This is a genomic window from Actinoplanes sp. NPDC051851 (genome assembly GCF_040681165.1).
Lineage (GTDB): Bacteria > Actinomycetota > Actinomycetes > Mycobacteriales > Micromonosporaceae > Actinoplanes.
The window spans coordinates 1-16,291 of record NZ_JBFAYF010000023.1 but is presented as its reverse complement, the minus strand read 5'-3'; the positions used below and the strand labels follow the sequence as shown (position 1 = coordinate 16,291).

At 71.3% G+C, this 16,291-nt stretch carries 16 protein-coding genes; 1 reads left to right on the top strand and 15 read right to left on the bottom strand.

The window, feature by feature from the left end:
• Positions 1–11 precede the first annotated feature (11 nt).
• The 3 genes from dapA to AB0M08_RS22160 are packed head-to-tail and all read right to left on the bottom strand — an operon-like array spanning position 12 to position 2,741.
• On the bottom strand, positions 12–905 hold the full coding sequence (gene dapA, locus AB0M08_RS22170; RefSeq protein WP_364496210.1) for a 4-hydroxy-tetrahydrodipicolinate synthase: 894 nt from the start codon (positions 903–905) through the stop codon (positions 12–14).
• Positions 906–931: 26 nt separating this feature from the next.
• The gene (locus AB0M08_RS22165; RefSeq protein WP_364496207.1) at positions 932–1,471 is read right to left on the bottom strand and encodes a DUF2752 domain-containing protein; all 540 of its coding nucleotides are present in this window, start codon (positions 1,469–1,471) and stop codon (positions 932–934) included.
• 55 nt (positions 1,472–1,526) lie between these two features.
• Positions 1,527–2,741: a crosslink repair DNA glycosylase YcaQ family protein gene (locus tag AB0M08_RS22160; RefSeq protein WP_364496205.1), complete on the bottom strand. Its 1,215-nt coding sequence runs from the start codon at positions 2,739–2,741 to the stop codon at positions 1,527–1,529.
• A 47-nt stretch (positions 2,742–2,788) separates the two neighbouring features.
• Between AB0M08_RS22160 and AB0M08_RS22155 the strand changes: the two genes are divergently transcribed.
• Complete coding sequence (locus AB0M08_RS22155; RefSeq protein WP_364496202.1) at positions 2,789–3,346, top strand: GNAT family N-acetyltransferase; 558 nt, start codon at positions 2,789–2,791, stop codon at positions 3,344–3,346.
• A gap of 3 nt (positions 3,347–3,349) precedes the next feature.
• On the opposite strand, the gene dapB is transcribed toward AB0M08_RS22155, so the two are convergent.
• The 12 genes from dapB to AB0M08_RS22095 all read right to left on the bottom strand — a co-directional run bounded on the left by dapB (position 3,350) and on the right by AB0M08_RS22095 (position 16,202).
• Entirely contained in the window at positions 3,350–4,102 is a 753-nt protein-coding gene (gene dapB / locus AB0M08_RS22150; protein WP_364496199.1) for a 4-hydroxy-tetrahydrodipicolinate reductase, read from the bottom strand.
• On the bottom strand, positions 4,092–4,985 hold the full coding sequence (locus AB0M08_RS22145) for a phosphatase PAP2 family protein (RefSeq protein ID WP_364496474.1): 894 nt from the start codon (positions 4,983–4,985) through the stop codon (positions 4,092–4,094). The genes dapB and AB0M08_RS22145 overlap by 11 nt, the downstream gene beginning before the upstream one ends.
• Positions 4,986–5,065: 80 nt before the next feature.
• The gene (locus tag AB0M08_RS22140) at positions 5,066–6,364 is read right to left on the bottom strand and encodes a pitrilysin family protein (protein WP_364496197.1); all 1,299 of its coding nucleotides are present in this window, start codon (positions 6,362–6,364) and stop codon (positions 5,066–5,068) included.
• Positions 6,365–6,445: 81 nt separating this feature from the next.
• Entirely contained in the window at positions 6,446–8,761 is a 2,316-nt protein-coding gene (locus tag AB0M08_RS22135; protein ID WP_364496195.1) for a polyribonucleotide nucleotidyltransferase, read from the bottom strand.
• A gap of 205 nt (positions 8,762–8,966) precedes the next feature.
• Entirely contained in the window at positions 8,967–9,236 is a 270-nt protein-coding gene (gene rpsO, locus AB0M08_RS22130; RefSeq protein ID WP_014694149.1) for a 30S ribosomal protein S15, read from the bottom strand.
• Between the two features lie 115 nt (positions 9,237–9,351).
• Complete coding sequence (locus AB0M08_RS22125) at positions 9,352–10,287, bottom strand: bifunctional riboflavin kinase/FAD synthetase (protein WP_364496192.1); 936 nt, start codon at positions 10,285–10,287, stop codon at positions 9,352–9,354.
• Between the two features lie 51 nt (positions 10,288–10,338).
• Entirely contained in the window at positions 10,339–11,220 is an 882-nt protein-coding gene (gene truB / locus AB0M08_RS22120) for a tRNA pseudouridine(55) synthase TruB (protein WP_364496189.1), read from the bottom strand.
• 302 nt (positions 11,221–11,522) lie between these two features.
• Positions 11,523–12,845, bottom strand: coding sequence for an MATE family efflux transporter (locus AB0M08_RS22115; RefSeq protein ID WP_364496186.1), 1,323 nt, complete (start codon positions 12,843–12,845; stop codon positions 11,523–11,525).
• Positions 12,846–13,303: 458 nt separating this feature from the next.
• Positions 13,304–14,323, bottom strand: coding sequence for a bifunctional oligoribonuclease/PAP phosphatase NrnA (locus AB0M08_RS22110; RefSeq protein ID WP_364496183.1), 1,020 nt, complete (start codon positions 14,321–14,323; stop codon positions 13,304–13,306).
• Complete coding sequence (rbfA, locus tag AB0M08_RS22105; protein WP_364496181.1) at positions 14,320–14,793, bottom strand: 30S ribosome-binding factor RbfA; 474 nt, start codon at positions 14,791–14,793, stop codon at positions 14,320–14,322. Before rbfA ends, AB0M08_RS22110 begins: the two co-directional genes overlap by 4 nt.
• Before the next feature lie 55 nt (positions 14,794–14,848).
• Complete coding sequence (locus AB0M08_RS22100; RefSeq protein ID WP_364496178.1) at positions 14,849–15,142, bottom strand: DUF503 domain-containing protein; 294 nt, start codon at positions 15,140–15,142, stop codon at positions 14,849–14,851.
• A 34-nt stretch (positions 15,143–15,176) separates the two neighbouring features.
• On the bottom strand, positions 15,177–16,202 hold the full coding sequence (locus tag AB0M08_RS22095; RefSeq protein ID WP_364496175.1) for an SAM-dependent methyltransferase: 1,026 nt from the start codon (positions 16,200–16,202) through the stop codon (positions 15,177–15,179).
• Positions 16,203–16,291: the final 89 nt, after the last annotated feature.

Here is a 16,291-nt window from a genome sequence, read left to right as displayed (position 1 = left end):
GCCTCTTCCTGTCAGAGCACGATGCCGGCCGCGGCGGCGTCCTGGCGCAGTTGGATCAGTTCCTCGTCGCTGCCGTCGACCAGCGGAGAGCGGACCGGGCCGGCCGGCAGCCCGAGAGCGTTCAGACCGGCCTTCACCAGGATCGTCCCGGGAGACCGGAAGATACCGGTGAACAGCGGGAGAGCCTGCCGGTGCCGGGCGAGTGCGGTGACGGTGTCGCCCCGCTCGTACGCCTCGATCAGCTCCTTGGCCAGCACACCGGTGAAGTGGGAGGAGGTGCCGACCAGGCCGACACCGCCGATGGAGAGCAGCGGCAGGGTGGCCGCGTCGTCGCCGGAGTAGTAGGCCAGGTCGGTACGGCGCAGCACCCACGAGCTGGCCACCAGGTCACCCTTGGCGTCCTTGACGGCGACGATCCGCTCGTGCTCGGCGATCCGGCACATGGTCTCGGTGGCGATCGCCGTGCCGGCCCGATGCGGGATGTCGTAGACCATGATCGGCAGGCCGACCGCGTCGGCCACGGTCCGGAAGTGACGCTCGACACCCGCCTGCGGCGGCTTGTTGTAGTACGGCGTGACGACCAGCAGCCCGTGCGCGCCCGCCTTCTCGGCGGCGTGCGCGAGCTCGATGGTGTGCGCGGTGTCGTTGGTGCCCACGCCGGCCACCACCGTCGCCCGGTCGCCGACCGCGTCGATCACGACGCGGAGCAGGGTGTCCTTCTCCGCGTCGGTCGTGGTCGGGGACTCTCCGGTGGTGCCGCTGACGACGAGAGCGTCGTTGCGCTGCTCGTCGACGAGGTACGCGGCCAGCCGGGCCGCCCCCTCGAGATCCAGGGAACCGTCCGGGGTGAACGGGGTCACCATGGCGGTCAGCAGCCGTCCGAAGGGCCGTGGGTGGTGCGTCATACCGAACAACCTATCGGACGGGCCGGTCACACGTAGAAAGCGGTGAACGGCGCGAACGGCAGGTTACGCAGGATGCTCCAGACAGCCCAGACCGCCATGAATGTGATCATGGCACGCGGAGTGATCGTCAATGGCGGCAGCGTGAGCCGGAAGATCCGGCGGCCGGCCCAGGCCACGTACATGTACAGCAGGAACGGCACCGCGAAGACGAAGACCGCGTGGTGCCGGGCCGCCGCGGGCAGGTTGCCGTGCAGCAGATACCAGGCCGCGCGGGTGCCGCCGCAGCCCGGGCAGACGAAGCCGGTGAGATATTTCAGCAGACAGGTCGGCTCGGAGCCGGCCTCGGCCGCGACCGGGTCGGTGACCAGCGTGTAGCCGACCGCGCCGCCCATGCAGGCGAGCACCGCGAGTGGCGCCAGCCACACCGGGGACCGCGCGGCGATCCGGTCCGCGAGACGGGTCAGCCGGTCGGTGGGCTCGGCCCGGTAGAGCCACTCGGGGGGCACCACCGGCCCCTGCACCGGCTGATCGGCCAGCCAGGGCGGAAGCGTCGCGGCGGTGCTCATGGGCGTCACGGTACACCCGCCGTCACCGCATTCCCCTGCGCCACCGCATCCGCCGTCATCGCTTCAGCGCCTCCGCGAGCGGGCCCGCGAGGTCGCCGGCGACCGGGGGCGCCACCGCCCGCAGGCCGAGCCAGCCGGCCAGGCGGTGCAGCTCGGCGGCGAGCGCCTGGGCCGTCTCCTCCGGGTCGGCGCCCGGCTCCCGCCAGGCGGCGGGCACCTCAAGGACACCACCGCGGCGCTCCGCCTTGAGGTCGACCCGGGCCACGAACCGGTCGCCGAGCAGGAACGGCAGCACGTAGTAGCCGTACTGCCGCCGGGGTTTCGGGACATAGATCTCGATCCGGTACGTCATGCCGAAGAGCCGCTCCGTGCGGTCGCGCTGCCAGATCAGCGGGTCGAAGGGGCTGACCAGGGTGGCCACGTCGATCCGGCGGGGCAGCCGGGCGTCGCGGTGCAGGTACGCCACCGGCTTCCACCCCGGGATCGCCACCGGCTGCAGCACGCCCTCCTCGACCAGCTCGGCGACCGCGACCTTGCACTCCTTCGCCGGGAGCCGGAAGTAGTCGCGCAGCTCGGGCTCGGCGGCCACGCCCAGCGCCCGCGCGGAGAGCTCGGTCAGCTCACGGAACGCGTCCGCGGGGGCGGGGGTCGGCACGTCCAGCACGGCGGCCGGCAGGACCCGCTCGGGCAGGTCGTACCGCCGGGCGAAGGAGGTGGTGCGCTCGGCGGCGGTCACCCGGCCGGTGTAGAAGAGCCACTCCAGGGCCTGTTTCACCACCGACCAGTTCCACCCCCAGTGGTCCTTGGTCCGCGGGGCGTCGTGCTCGATCTCGGCGGCGGTGATCGGGCCGCGCTCGCGCACCTCGTCGAGCACCCACTCGACCAGATCGGGCTGCTCGGCGACGATCCGGCGCATGTTGCCCCAGGCGAACTCGGCGGCCCGCGCCATCCGCCAGCGGAACAGCGGCTGCAGATCGGCCCGGATCAGCGAGGCCTCATGCCCCCAGAACTCGAAGAGCTCCCGGGGCTTGCGATACGCGGCCCGCTCCAGCAACGCCGGCTCGTACGGCCCGAGACGGCTGTAGAGCGGCATGAAGTGGGCCCGCTGCAGCACGTTGACCGAATCCATCTGGATCAGGTGCAGGCGGCGCAGCACCCGGCGCAGGTGACGCAGATCGGCGGCGCCACCGGGCTTGGCGTCGTTGAAGCCCTGCGCGGCCAGCGTCACCCGGCGGGCCTGCACGACGGAGAGCGACTCGAATGTGGTCATCGAGGAGCACGTTAGGCCAGGGGTACGACAAGAACTAGGCTGCCCTGATGGCTCTCGGCTTCGTCCGTCCCGCGCGTCCCGGCGACGCCCCGGAGATCGCCCGCATTCAGCTCGCCACCTGGCGTACGGCCTACCAGCGGATGTTCCCGCCGCACGTGCTCGCCGGCCTCGACGCATCGATGCTCGCCGAGGGCTGGACCGAGGCGATCACCGCGCCGCCGTCCGCGCGGCACCGGGTGCTGATCGCCGTGGAACAGGGCGAGACCGCCGAGCACGTGGTCGGTTTCGTCGCCGCCGGGCCCGCCGACGAGCAGGCCCTCGCCCCCGAGGAACCGCCGATGCCGGACGACGTCGCGGCCGTCACCGACCTGCTGGTCGAACCGCGCTGGGGCCGCCGCGGCCACGGCAGCCGCCTGCTGGCCGCCGCGGTCGACCACTGGCGCGACGACGCGTTCCGGTACGCGATCGCCTGGGTCTACGACGCCGACCCGGTGATGCGGAAGTTCTACGAGGCCTCCGGCTGGGCCCCGGACGGCGCGGGCCGGGCGCTGGACGTCGAGGACCTCCTCGTCCCCCAGCTCCGCCTGCACGTCGCCGTCGAATAGGGCCTAGCCCAGCAGCTCGTCCAGGCCCAGGGTGAGGCCGGGGCGCTGGACGACCTCGCGGACGGCGAGCAGGACGCCCGGCATGAACGAGGAGCGGTCCAGCGAGTCGTGGCGGATGGTCAGCGTCTCCCCGGTCGTACCGAAGAGGACCTCCTGGTGGGCCACCAGGCCGGCGGCGCGCACCGCGTGCACCCGGACCCCCTCGACGTTCGCGCCGCGAGCGCCGTCGAGCTCCTCCTTGGTCGCGTCCGGCATCGGGCCGCAGCCGGCCTCGGCGCGGGCCGCGGCGATCAACCGGGCGGTGTGCATCGCGGTGCCGCTCGGGGCGTCCAGCTTGCGCGGGTGGTGCTGCTCGATGATCTCGACCGAGTCGAAGTACCGGGCGGCGCGGGCGGCGAACTGCATCATCAGCACCGCGCCGATGCCGAAGTTCGGCGCGACCACGACACCCACGCCGGGCTTCGCGGCCAGCCAGCCGCGGACCTCGTCGAGGCGCTCCTCGGTGAAGCCGGAGGTGCCGACCACCACGTGCACGCCCTGCTCGATCGCCCAGCGGACGTTCTCCATCACCACGCCGGGGTTGGTGAAGTCCACCAGCACCCGGGCGCCCGCCTCGGCCGCCGTGGCGAGCGTGTCACCGTGGTTGATCAGCGCGACCAGGTCGAGGTCGGCGGCGGCGTCGACCGCCTTGCAGACCTCGAGGCCCATGCGGCCCCGGGCGCCGAGGACACCGACACGGATGGGTTCATTCGTCACCCCGTGAACCTAACCTAGAAGACCACCATCGCTCGGCGCGGCCCACGACCAGGAACACCACCGCGACGTACGTCCATCCGACCAGCACGTCGATCACGTAGTGCTCGCCGGTGTAGACCAGCGTGAAGGTCATCGCCAGCGGGTACGCCAGCAGCAGCGGCCACCAGCGCTTGCGGACCATCGGCAGGAAGAACGCGACCGCCATCATCGCCCAGGCGGTGTGCAGCGAGGGCATCGCCGCGACCGGGTTCGACTGCTCGACCTGGAGCGCGTTCAGCGTGTTGCCGGCGCCGTGCAGGCCGATCACGTCCCAGCCGTTGGTGGAGATCCGCTCGACGTGTGGGGTGAGGTACCCGTACATCGAGGCCCACCAGGGCGGCGCCGCCGGGTAGAGGAAGTAGGTGATCAGCCCGAGGACGCAGAGGGTGAACCAGCGGCGCATGAACCGGGCCCACGGCTCGCGGGCCCGGATCCAGAGGATCACCGCGATGGTCGGCACGGTCAGGAAGTGCGAGACGTAGACCAGGGTGACGATCGCCAGCCACCACGGGGTGACACCGGGGTGGTAGAGGTGCTGCTGCAGCCAGGTGGTCGGCACCTGGCCCCCGGTCAGCCAGCCGAACATCGCCCTGTCCGCGTCGATCAGCGGGGTGACGTGCGGGGCGAAGAAGTCGTCCGCCCAGCTGCGCGAGACGTTGTAGACCACCAGCAGCAGCGCGATCGGCAGCCAGTCGCGCAGGAAGCGCAGATGGGTCCGCCACGGCTGGTGGTTGCGCCAGGCGATGGTGGCCAGCCAGAGCCAGCCGAAGGCGATCAGCGGGTCACTGGTCGGCACCCCGATGAACCAGACCCCGACGGCGAAGACCACCGCCCAGATCAGCATTCCGATGGTCCGCCGCTTGCGCAGGTTCACCGGTGGAGCGGAGCCGGGCGGGGTCTCTAGCGTTGTCACGGGGTCCAAGGTTAACCAGGGGGAAACGCGCCCTCGTCGAACGGGCCGACCACGGCCAGTGACAGATCCACCGAGAAGAGATCCGCGGCGATCGCGCCGACCTCCGCCACGGTGACCGCGTCGACCCGTCCGAGCAGGTCGTCCACGCTCATCAGGTGTCCGTGCAGCAGCTCGGACTTGGCCAGCCGGCTCATCCGCGAACCGGTGTCCTCCAGGCCGAGGACGTAGGAGCCCTTCACCATCCCCTTACCCCGGGACAGCTCCTCCTCGGTGATCCCGGACGCTGCGACCCGGGCCAGCTCGGCACGGATCAGGTCGAGCACCTCGGGGGCCTTGCCGGGCGCGCAGCCGGCGTAGACGCCGACCAGGCCGGCGTCGGCGTACTGGCCGGCGTACGAGTAGACCGAGTAGGCCAGTCCGCGCTTCTCCCGGATCTCCTGGAAGAGCCGGCTGGACATGCCGCCGCCGAGCACGTTGTTCAGGACGCCCATCGCGAACCGGCGTTCGTCGAAGCGGCCCAGCCCGGGGCCGCCGAGCACCATGTGCGCCTGTTCGGTGTCCCGGTTCACCACGACGGTCCGCGGGTCGCGTACCGGAATCGGGAAGGAGGCCGGACGCGGCGCCGCGGGCGCGGCAGCCACACTGTCCAGTGCGGTGCCCGCGAGAGCCTGCTGCACCAGGGCGACCACCGTGTCGTGGTCCAGGTTCCCGGCGGCAGCGATCAGCACCTCGGGCGCCGTGTAGTGCTTGCGGTAGAAGCGGTCGATCTGGTCCCGGGTCATCGGCGTGATCGACTCGGGGGTGCCGGAGATCAGCCGGCCGAGCGGGTGGTCGCCGAAGACCGCCTCGGTGAAGACGTCGTGCACCTCGTCGCCGGGCTCGTCCTCGTGCATGGCGATCTCCTCGAGGATCACCCCGCGCTCGGTCTCCACGTCGGCCGGTTCGAGGAGCGAGTCGGCCACCGCGTCCACCAGGACGTCGACCGCGAGCGGCAGATCGGCGTCGAGCACCCGCGCGTAGTAGCAGGTGTACTCCTTCGTGGTGAAGGCGTTGGTCTCGCCGCCCACCGCCTCGATCTCGGCCGAGATCTGCAGCGCGGTCCGCTTGTGGGTGCCCTTGAAGAGCAGGTGCTCCAGGAAGTGCGAGGCGCCGTGCAGCGACGGCGACTCGTCCCGGGAGCCGATGCCCACCCAGATCCCCAGCGCGGCGCTGCGGGTGGTGGGGATGGCCTCGGTGATGATCCGCAGACCGCTGACGAGCGTCGTCCGCCGAACCTGGTCCTGCAGGGAGACGGTTTCATTCCGTTTCACCGCGGCCGTGGGGTGTTTGGACGGGGTGACGGCACGGGCCGGCCCTGAGGCCGGCCCGTTCGCATTGCTATTCGTCACTTATCAGTCGCGGCGGTCGCCGGCCGGGCGGGACCGGCGGCGGCGGGGCTCGCCGCCACCCTCACCGCGGGGAGCGCGCTCCTCGCGGGGCGGACGGCTCTCGGCCGCGCCCTCGGCCGGGGCGGCGGGCGCCTCGGCACCCTCCGGCCGGACCTTGTCCAGGTAGATCTTGCCGCGCTGGTCGATGTCCGCGATCGACACCTCGACCTTGTCGCCGACGTTGAGGAAGTCCTCGACCTTGTCGACCCGCTTGCCGTCGCCCACCTTGGAGATGTGCAGCAGGCCGTCGCGGCCGGGCAGCAGCGAGACGAACGCGCCGAACGCGGCCGTCTTCACCACGGTGCCGAGGAACTTGTCGCCGACCTTCGGCAGGGTCGGGTTGGCGATCGCGTTGATCCGCTCGACCGCGGCCTCGGCGGCCGGGCCGTTGGTCGCGCCGACGTAGATCGTGCCGTCGTCCTCGATGGAGATGTCGGCGCCGGTCTCGTCCTGGATCGCGTTGATGGTCTGGCCCTTCGGGCCGATCACCATGCCGATCTTGTCGACCGGGATCTTCACGGTGGTGACCCGCGGGGCGTGCTCGCTCATCGCGGCCGGGGACTCGATCGCGGCGTTCATCACGCCGAGGATCGTGGCCCGGGCCTCGTGCGCCTGCTGCAGCGCGCCGGCCAGCACGTCCGACGGGATGCCGTCGAGCTTGGTGTCCAGCTGCAGGGCGGTGACGAACTCGCTGGTGCCGGCGACCTTGAAGTCCATGTCGCCGAACGCGTCCTCGGCACCCAGGATGTCGGTGAGCGCGACGTACTGCGTCTTGCCGTCGACCTCGTCCGAGATCAGGCCCATCGCGATGCCGGCGACCGGCGCCTTCAGCGGCACACCGGCGGAGAGCAGGGCCAGCGTCGAGGCGCAGACCGAGCCCATGCTCGTCGAACCGTTCGAGCCGAGGGCCTCGGAGACCTGGCGGATCGCGTACGGGAACTCCTCGCGCGAGGGCAGCACCGGCACCAGCGCGCGCTCGGCCAGCGCACCGTGGCCGATCTCACGCCGCTTCGGCGAGCCCACCCGGCCGGTCTCACCGGTCGAGTACGGCGGGAAGTTGTAGTTGTGCATGTAGCGCTTGGTCTTCTCCGGGGAGAGGGTGTCCAGCGCCTGCTCCATGCGGAGCATGTTCAGCGTGGTGACGCCGAGGATCTGGGTCTCGCCACGCTCGAAGAGCGCCGACCCGTGCACCCGGGGCAGCACGCCGGTCTGCGCGGTCAGCGGACGGATGTCACGCGGGCCACGGCCGTCGATGCGGACCTGCTCGCGCAGCACCCGCTGGCGCACCTCGGACTTGGTGACCGAGCGGAACGCCGCGCTGATCTCCTTCTCCCGGCCCTCGAACCGCTCGTCGAGCAGCTCGTGCGCCTTCGCCTTGACCAGGTCGAGGGCCTCCTCGCGCTCCTGCTTCGCGGCGATCTTCAGAGCCTCGGCGGTCTCGGCCCGGACGGCCTCGCCGACCGCGGCGTAGACGTCGTCCTGGTAGTCCAGGAAGACCGGGAACTCGGCGACCGGCTTGGCGGCGATCTCGGCCAGCTCGCTCTGCGCGCGGCAGAGCTCGCGGATGGCCGGCTTCGAGGCCTCGAGGCCGCTGGCCACGATCTCCTCGGTCGGCGCGGTGGCACCGGCGGCGATCAGCTTGACCGCCTGCGGGGTGGCCTCGGCCTCGACCATCATGATCGCGACGTCGCCCTCGGCGGTGACGCGACCGGCGACGACCATGTCGAAGGTCGCGCGCTCCAGCTCCTCGATGGTCGGGAACGCGACCCACTGGCCGTCGATGTGCGCGACCCGGGTCGAGCCGACCGGGCCGCTGAACGGCAGGCCGGAGAGCTTGGTGGACATCGAGGCCGCGTTCATGGCGACGACGTCGTACGGGTGGGCCGGGTCGAGCGCGAGGATGGTCTCGACGACCTGGACCTCGTTGCGCAGGCCCTTGGTGAACGACGGGCGCAGCGGCCGGTCGATCAGGCGGCAGGTGAGGATGGCGTCCTCGCTGGGACGGCCCTCGCGCCGGAAGAACGAGCCGGGGATGCGGCCCGCGGCGTACATCCGCTCCTCGACGTCCACGGTGAGCGGGAAGAAGTCGAAGTGCTCCTTCGGCGACTTGCTCGCGGTGGTCGCGGAGAGAACGGTGGTGTCGCCCAGCTGGACGATCACCGAACCGGCGGCCTGCTGGGCCAGCCGGCCGGTACGGAACACGATCTCGCGGGTGCCGAACGAGCCGTTGTCGATGACGGCGGTGCGGGATTCGGTGCCGAGAGCGGTCTGCTCTGTCAAGTGAGGTACTCCTCTTCGTCGAGGACCCGGCGGTCTACAGCGCGGTTCAGCCGAGCCGGTCTTCGATCGAAGTGCCCAGGAGAGTCGGCCTGGGAACCACTACCGAGGACCGGTGCTGACGATGTGAGCCGCGCGGGTCCGTGGGGTGCTGTGTTACGGGTGTATCTAGCAGAAGGGAGCGGCCGGTGGCCGCTCCCTCGTCGAACTAGCGGCGCAGGCCGAGGCGCTCGATGAGCGTCCGGTAGCGCGCGATGTCCTTCTTCTGAACGTAGTTCAGCAGGCGGCGGCGCTGACCGACGAGCAGCAGCAGACCACGGCGGCTGTGGTGGTCGTGCTTGTGGAGCTTGAGGTGCTCGGTCAGGTCGGCGATACGCTTGGTGAGCATGGCGACCTGAACCTCGGGCGAACCGGTGTCGCCCTCCTTCGTCGCGTACTCAGTCATGATCTTGTTCTTGGTGTCTTGGTCGAGCGCCATATTCTCCGTGCTTCTGTGTTGCCGATTCAACGGAATTTCCACGACCCGCGGCGTCGGGCAGGTGAGTGGGTCCGGTGTCGAATAATCCAGACGACGGTTAAACCCTACCAGGGGGTCACCGCAGCAACACGCGGGTCTCTTCGACGTCGGCGCGGATCTGGGCGATCAACGGGTCGATCGAGTCGTATGTCCGCTGCTCCCGGATGTGCGCCACGAAGTCGAGGCTCACCCGCTCGCCGTACAGGTCACCCGAGAAGTCGAGGACGTACGCCTCCACCCGCCGCTCCCGCCCGGAGAAGGTCGGGTTGGTGCCGATCGACACACTCGCCGGCATCCGCTTGCCGCGCTCGTCGCCGCCCCGGGTGATCCAGGCCGCGTAGACGCCGTCCGCGGGAACCGACGCGTACCGGTGGGTCATCAGGTTCGCGGTGGGGAAGCCCAGCTCCCGGCCGCGCTGGTCACCACGGATCACCACACCGGAGAGGCGGTGCGGGCGGCCCAGCGCGACGGCCGCGGCGTGCACGTCACCGGCGTCCACGCAGCTGCGGATGTACGTCGAGGAGAACACCACCCCGTCCGCCGAGACCAGCGGCGCCTCCTCCACGGTGAAGCCGAACTTGCCGCCCAGCTCCTCCAGGAGCTTCACGTCGCCGGCCGCCCTGTGCCCGAACCGGAAGTTGTCGCCGACCACCACGTCGGCCGCGTGCAGCGACTCGACCAGCATGTCGTGCACGAACTCGTTCGGGGTGAGCTGCGAGAACGCCGGGGTGAACGGGACCACGCAGAGCGCGTCCGCCCCGAGCTTCTCGATCAGCTCGGCCTTGCGCACCGGCTCGGTGAGCACCGCCGGGTGTGACCCCGGGCGCACCACCTCGGCCGGGTGCGGGTCGAAGGTCATCACCACCGACTGCAGGCCCATGTCCCGGGCCCGCTTCACCGCGTGCCCGATGATCGCCTGGTGGCCCCGGTGCACGCCGTCGAAGACGCCGATGGTCACGACCGACCGGCCCCACCCGGAGGGGACCGACTCGTAACCCCGCCACCGCTGCATGGAAAGCTCCTCCGCCCGCTGTCGTCGCCTTAGGGTATCGACCGCCGGGCGTCAGGCGGGGGCCAGGACGATCTCCGCCCGCGCGCGGCCGCCCCGTTCGCTCACGATCGCCAGCACCGCGCCGTCCGCGTCGAAGACCGCGTACGGCCCGTCGATCCCGGCCGGGCTGAGCGGACCGCCGTGCCGCAGCACGCGGGTCTCCTCCTCAGTGGCCGTACGCTGGGGGAACGCTCGCCGGGCCGCCTCCGCCATGGGCAGGCCGATCACATCCGGGGCCCGCTCCTCCAACTGCTCCAGCGTCGACGCCGCGTCCAGGGTCATCCCGCCGACCGCGGTCCGCCGCAGCGCGGTGAGGTGACCGCCGGTGTCCAGGGTGGCGCCGAGGTCCCGCGCGATCGCCCGGATGTAGGTCCCCGACGAACACGTCACATCGATGTCCACGTCGACGTGCTCCTGCGCCGTCCGGATCGCCAGCACGTCGAGCCGGTGCACGGTGATCCGCCGCGCCGGGATCTCCACGTCCTCGCCGTCCCGCACCCGCTTGTAGGCCCGCTGTCCGTTGATCTTGATAGCGCTCACCGCGCTCGGCACCTGGTCGATCTCGCCGACCTGCCTCGCCAGACCGTTCCTGATCGCCTCCTCGGTGACGCCGCCGACCGGGCGGGTCGCCGTCACGTCCCCCTCGGCGTCGTCGGTCACCGTGGACTGCCCGAGCCGGACGGTCGCACGGTAGCTCTTCTCCGAGCCGATCACGTAGGTGAGCAGCCGGGTCGCCCGATTCACCCCGATGATCAGCACCCCGGTCGCCATCGGGTCCAGCGTGCCGCCGTGCCCCACCCGCCGCGTCTTCGCCAGCCGCCGCACCCGCGCCACCACGTCGTGCGACGTCATCCCGGCCGGCTTGTCCACCACGATCAGCCCATCCACATCCACCCACCAACCCTAAAACCCCACCCCTTCCCTTCCCGTACGACCCCAGCCCACCCCCACCGACCCGCTCCCGGCCGGCCCCGAGGGCTGATCCCGCTGATCAATAACGGCCCGACTCCCCACTCGGCCGCGCCGATCCGCGCTCGGGCTCCGGACCCGGGCGGAGAATGCCGGTTTCTGCCATGCGGCCGGAGACGGGCGGGGGGGGTTCCCGATCGGGGTACGCCCGACGACACGATCCTCACCCCCGAGTGCCGCGAGACACCCGCAGCGCCGGCCGGGAGGGTGCCGGCGGTACGAGCGGGTCAGCGGGTGGCGCCGAGGACCGCCCAGCGCGCCGAGAGCCAGCGGGCGACCGTGGCGACCAGGCGGACGGCGGTGAAGGTGGCCAGGCCGGCCCAGACCCCGGCGAGGCCCCAGTCGAAGGCGTACGCGAGCCAGATCAGCGGAAGGAAGCCGACCAGCGCGCCCACCACGGTCGTGGTCCGCAGATAGGCGACGTCGCCGGCGCCGATCAGCACACCGTCCAGGGCGTAGACCACCCCGGCGAACGGGAGCATCCCGACGAACCACGGCCACACCACGGCGGCCTGATCGCGAACCGCCGGGTCCGAGGTGAACCACCCCGGGATCGCCGACGCGCCGGCCCACACCAGCGCGGCGAAGACCACCGCGGAGAGGCCACCGGCGATCGTCACCCGGCGGGCCACGTCCCGGGCCTCGTCCGCGTCGCCCGCGCCGAGAGCCGCGCCGACCAGGGACTGCGCCGCGATCGCCACCGCGTCCAGCGCGAGGGCGGCGAAGAACCAGAGCTGCAGCGCGATCTGGTGGGCGCCGACCGCCGCCACCCCGAAGCGGGACGCCACCGCGGTCGCGGAGAGGAAGCAGACCTGGAAGGCGGCGCCGCGGATCAGCAGGTCACGGCCGAGCACCACCTGACGGACGATGACCGATGGGACCGGGCGCAGCCGCCGGGTCTCCCGGATCAGCGACAGCAGGAAGAGCCCGCCGCCGACCGACTGGGCGACCACGTTGGCGATCGCGGAGCCGGCGAGTCCCAGCCCGAGCGGGTAGACCAGCACCGGGCAGAGGATCGCGGAGAGCACGTTGGCGCCGAGCACGATCCCGAGCGGGCGCCGGGTGTCCTGGACGCCGCGCATCCAGCCGTTGCCGGCGGCGGCGAGCAGCAGGCCGGGCGCGCCGAGGGCGGCGATGCGCAACCAGCCCGCGGCGGCGTCGGCGGTGTCCGCATTGCCGGCCAGCGCGTGCGTCAGCGGCCCGGCGAGGGTCAGCCCGAGAAGGCAGAGCAGCAGGCCGAGCCCGAGGGCGAGCCAGGACGCCTGTACGCCCTCGGCCACCGCGGCCGGGCGGTCACCCGCTCCGAAACGGCGCGCCGCCCGGCCCGTGGTCCCGTACGCCATGAGCGTCCCGAACCAGACGGCGACCGACATGACCGTGCCACCGACGGCGACCGCGGCGAGCGGGACCGGGCCGAGATGCCCGACCACGGCGGTGTCCACCAGGACGTAGAGCGGTTCGGCGGCGAGGACGACCAGCGCGGGAAGCGCGAGGGTCGCGATGCGCCGGGCGCTGGCGGTGTGGATGACCGGCTGGGCGGACGGGCTCATGGTTGTCCATGATGCCCGCCCAGCCGTAAGGGCCGCAATGCGGCCAGGCTACTTACTGACGGGTGTCCAGCGAGGTCTGCAGCGCCCGGCGGGCCTGCTCCCGGGAATCGTCGCTGGGCTTGGGCTTCTTGGGCTTCGCAGCCGCGAGAGGAGCCATGAGAGGGAGTTCCTTCCACGCATTGGGTGGGGCGCGCCCACGAGGGGGTGCGCCCGAAGCGGTCGAGCGGGGCGTCACGAGGGGCCGGTCCGGGATCACCGGACGTCTGGCGAGGTGACGCGACCCGGGGCGGTGGACCCGGGTGGCTCGAGGTTCCGCGGGAGGCGTAGGTGACAGCCGCGCAGAACCGAATCACCGTTCAGGAACCAAACTAACGTTCACTCATGGGCGCACATGGCCGAATCCCGTATTACGGGACGACGGGAAGCCGACTCACCGGCTCTGAGCTGTGCGAATGTGATCAGTTCAGGAATTCGCCGAGCAGGCGGCGCACGATGTCCACCACGTCGGAAGGCTCCCCGAACCCGGTGAAACCGGCCGCCAGCCGGTGACCGCCGCCACCCTGGGAGACCGCGAGCCGGCTCACGTCCACCGCGCCCTTGCTGCGCAGCGAGACCGACCACTCCCCCGCGCCGACCTGCTTCACCACCATGGACACGTCCGCCTCGGCCACCGAGCGCACCGGCCCGATCAGCGTGTCCAGCACGTACGGCGGCTGCCCGTGTCGCTCCAGGTCGGCGAGCGTGGCGTAGGTCCAGACCAGCCCGAGCCCGCCCGCAGCGGACGGCTCCAGCACCGCGCGGCCGAGCACCTCGCCGACCAGCTTCATCGCCCCGAACGCACGAGTGTCGAAGATCCGCCGGGAGATGTCACCGGGCCGGATGCCGGTGGCGATCAGCCGGGCCGCGAGCTCGTGCACCGCCACCGTGGTCATGTCGAACGTGAACGAACCGGTGTCGGTCGCCAGCGCCACGTAGAAGCACTCGGCGATCTCCCGGTCCAGCGGCACCCCGAGCCGCCGGGTCAGCTCCTCGGCGAGCACCGAGGTCGCCGCCGCCTGCGGATCCACCAGGCGGATCGTGCCGAATCCGGTGTTCGACGCGTGGTGGTCGAGCACGATGCCGACCGGCGCGGCCACCGCCCGGGCGGCGAGGCCGCCCAGGCGTGACTCACTCGCCACGTCGAAGACCAGGACCAGGGCCGGTGCCGGGAAGGCGTCCTCCTCCGGCACCAGCAGGTCGATCCCGGGCAGTTCCGTGTACGGCCCGGGGATCAGGAAGGCGCCGGGGAAGGTCGCGCGCACCCGGGTGAACCCGAGGCGGCGCAGGGCCAGGGCGAAACCGAGCATGCTGCCGAGCGCGTCCCCGTCCGGGTTCACGTGACAGATCAGCTGGATCTCGTCCGTGCCGCCGAGAGCGCGGATCGCCGCGACGGCGGCGTCCCACTGCCCGGCGGCCGGCCCGCTCCCCGGCTGGGTCACCCGACGTCCTCGCGGGCGCCCACCCGCTCGGCCTCGCCGGCGTCGTCCTCCTCCGGCTCCTCGGACCTGTACGGGTCCGCGTCACCGGCGTACTTCTTACCGGCGGCGAGCCGCTGGACCTCCTGGTCGCGCAGGCGCGCCGCGGCCAGCAGGTCGTCGATCTCCTTGACGTTCTCCTGCACGTTGTCGAGGCTGAACGCCAGGCTCGGCGAGTGCCGAAGCCCCAGCGCGTGCCCGACCCGGCTGCGCAGCATCCCCTTGGCGCTCTCCAGCGCCGCGGCGGTCGAGGCCTGCTCGGTCGCGTCGCCGAGCACCGTGTAGAACACGGTCGCCTCGCGCAGGTCGCCGGTGATCCGGGCGTCCGTGATCGTCACCATGCCGAGTCGCGGGTCCTTGATCTCCCGCACCAGCGAAGCCACCAATTCGCGCACACGCTCCGCGTGCCGACGAGTCTTGGCCGGATCCGACATCTCGCCCACCTCCGACTATGTAAAACCGCGTAACTGCTGAAGAGTACCCAGCCGCTCAATCGTCGTCGCCGTAGAGCCGCCGCCGCACGGAGAGCAGCTCGATCTCCGGGCGGCCCGCCACCTGATGCTCACACGTGTCCACCACCGCACGGGCCTGTGCCGGCTCGGCGGCGACCACGGCCACCCCGATCTGCGCACGGCCGTGCAGGTCGTGGAATCCCACCTCGGCGACGCTGACCTCGAACTTCTTCAGCATCGCGATGATCGGCCGGAGATAGGAACGCTTCTGCTTGAGCGACCGCGAGTCGCCGGGCAGGAGCAGGTCGAACACTGCTGTCTCGGTATACATCAGCGAGCCACGGTACGCCGCTCACCCCCTGCGGTCAGCCGATTTTGCGGGCCACCACGACGTCCCGCTCGATGCCCTGGTCGACCCGGTGCAGCAGGTCGCCGTACTCGACGAGCTCCAGGCCCGCGGCGATCAGGATGTCCTCGGCCAGCTCCCGCTTGGCCACCTTGACGTTCCAGGAGAGCCCGATCGCCCCGCCGGGACGCAGCAGCGGCAGCCACTGCGGCACCGCGCGCTCCAGCAGGTCCAGCGGCCGCCGGGAGAGCCCTCCCTCGTCCTCGTAGCTGCCGTGCGCCACCCCGTACGGCAGGTCCGCGACCAGCACGTCCGCGCAGTTCCCCCGGATCAGCCCGTCCAGCTGGGTGGTGTCCGCGTGCAGCACGGTGAGCTTCTGCACCGCCCCGGACCGGTGGTCGTCCTTGCTGGCCGCCATGGTCACCTCCAGCCGCCGGGCCGCCCGCCGCCCCTGCCGCCGCATCGGCACCAGCTCCGCCGTGTGCTTGAGCCGCTTGCGCTTCAGCCAGGTCTGCAGGAACAGCTTGTACGCCTCCACGTCCTTGCCGTCGATCTCCACCCCGATGCCGTCGTACCCGTACATCAGCGCCTGGTTGAGCGTCGTCCCCCGCCCACACAGCGGATCGAGAACGGTCAGCCCCCCGTCCAGCATGCGCTCCGCCGACGCCGACCCGAGCAGCGTCAGGTTCAGCACGAGCTTGGTGAACTGCTCGTTCGTCTTCCCCGCGTACTTCGGAATGGTGATCAGATCACTGTCATACCGCCCCAGCGGCGAGAGCGCACACGGCCGCAGCAGCTCCTCGTCGACCCGCTCGAAGAGCGCGTACGCCGACGACAGATTCGACAGGAACGCCATATCCCGCCCCATCAGCTCCCCCTCGAACGTGAGGTACTCCACCCCACCGATCTCCGCCGTCCCCACCTCTTCCACCGGCGACGACAGCACCCGGCCGAACGCCCCCAGCTCCGCTCGACTCATACGAGACGCCTGATCGGCATAAACACGGTTGGCAGACGGCGCAAGCAGGATCGCGTAACGGGGCATCCCCTTATCCTTTCATCGGTCGCCCTGGGACGGTCGGGGCGGTGGGTGGGCACGCAGGGCGGTGGATCATTTATGCCCTGCGTGCCCAC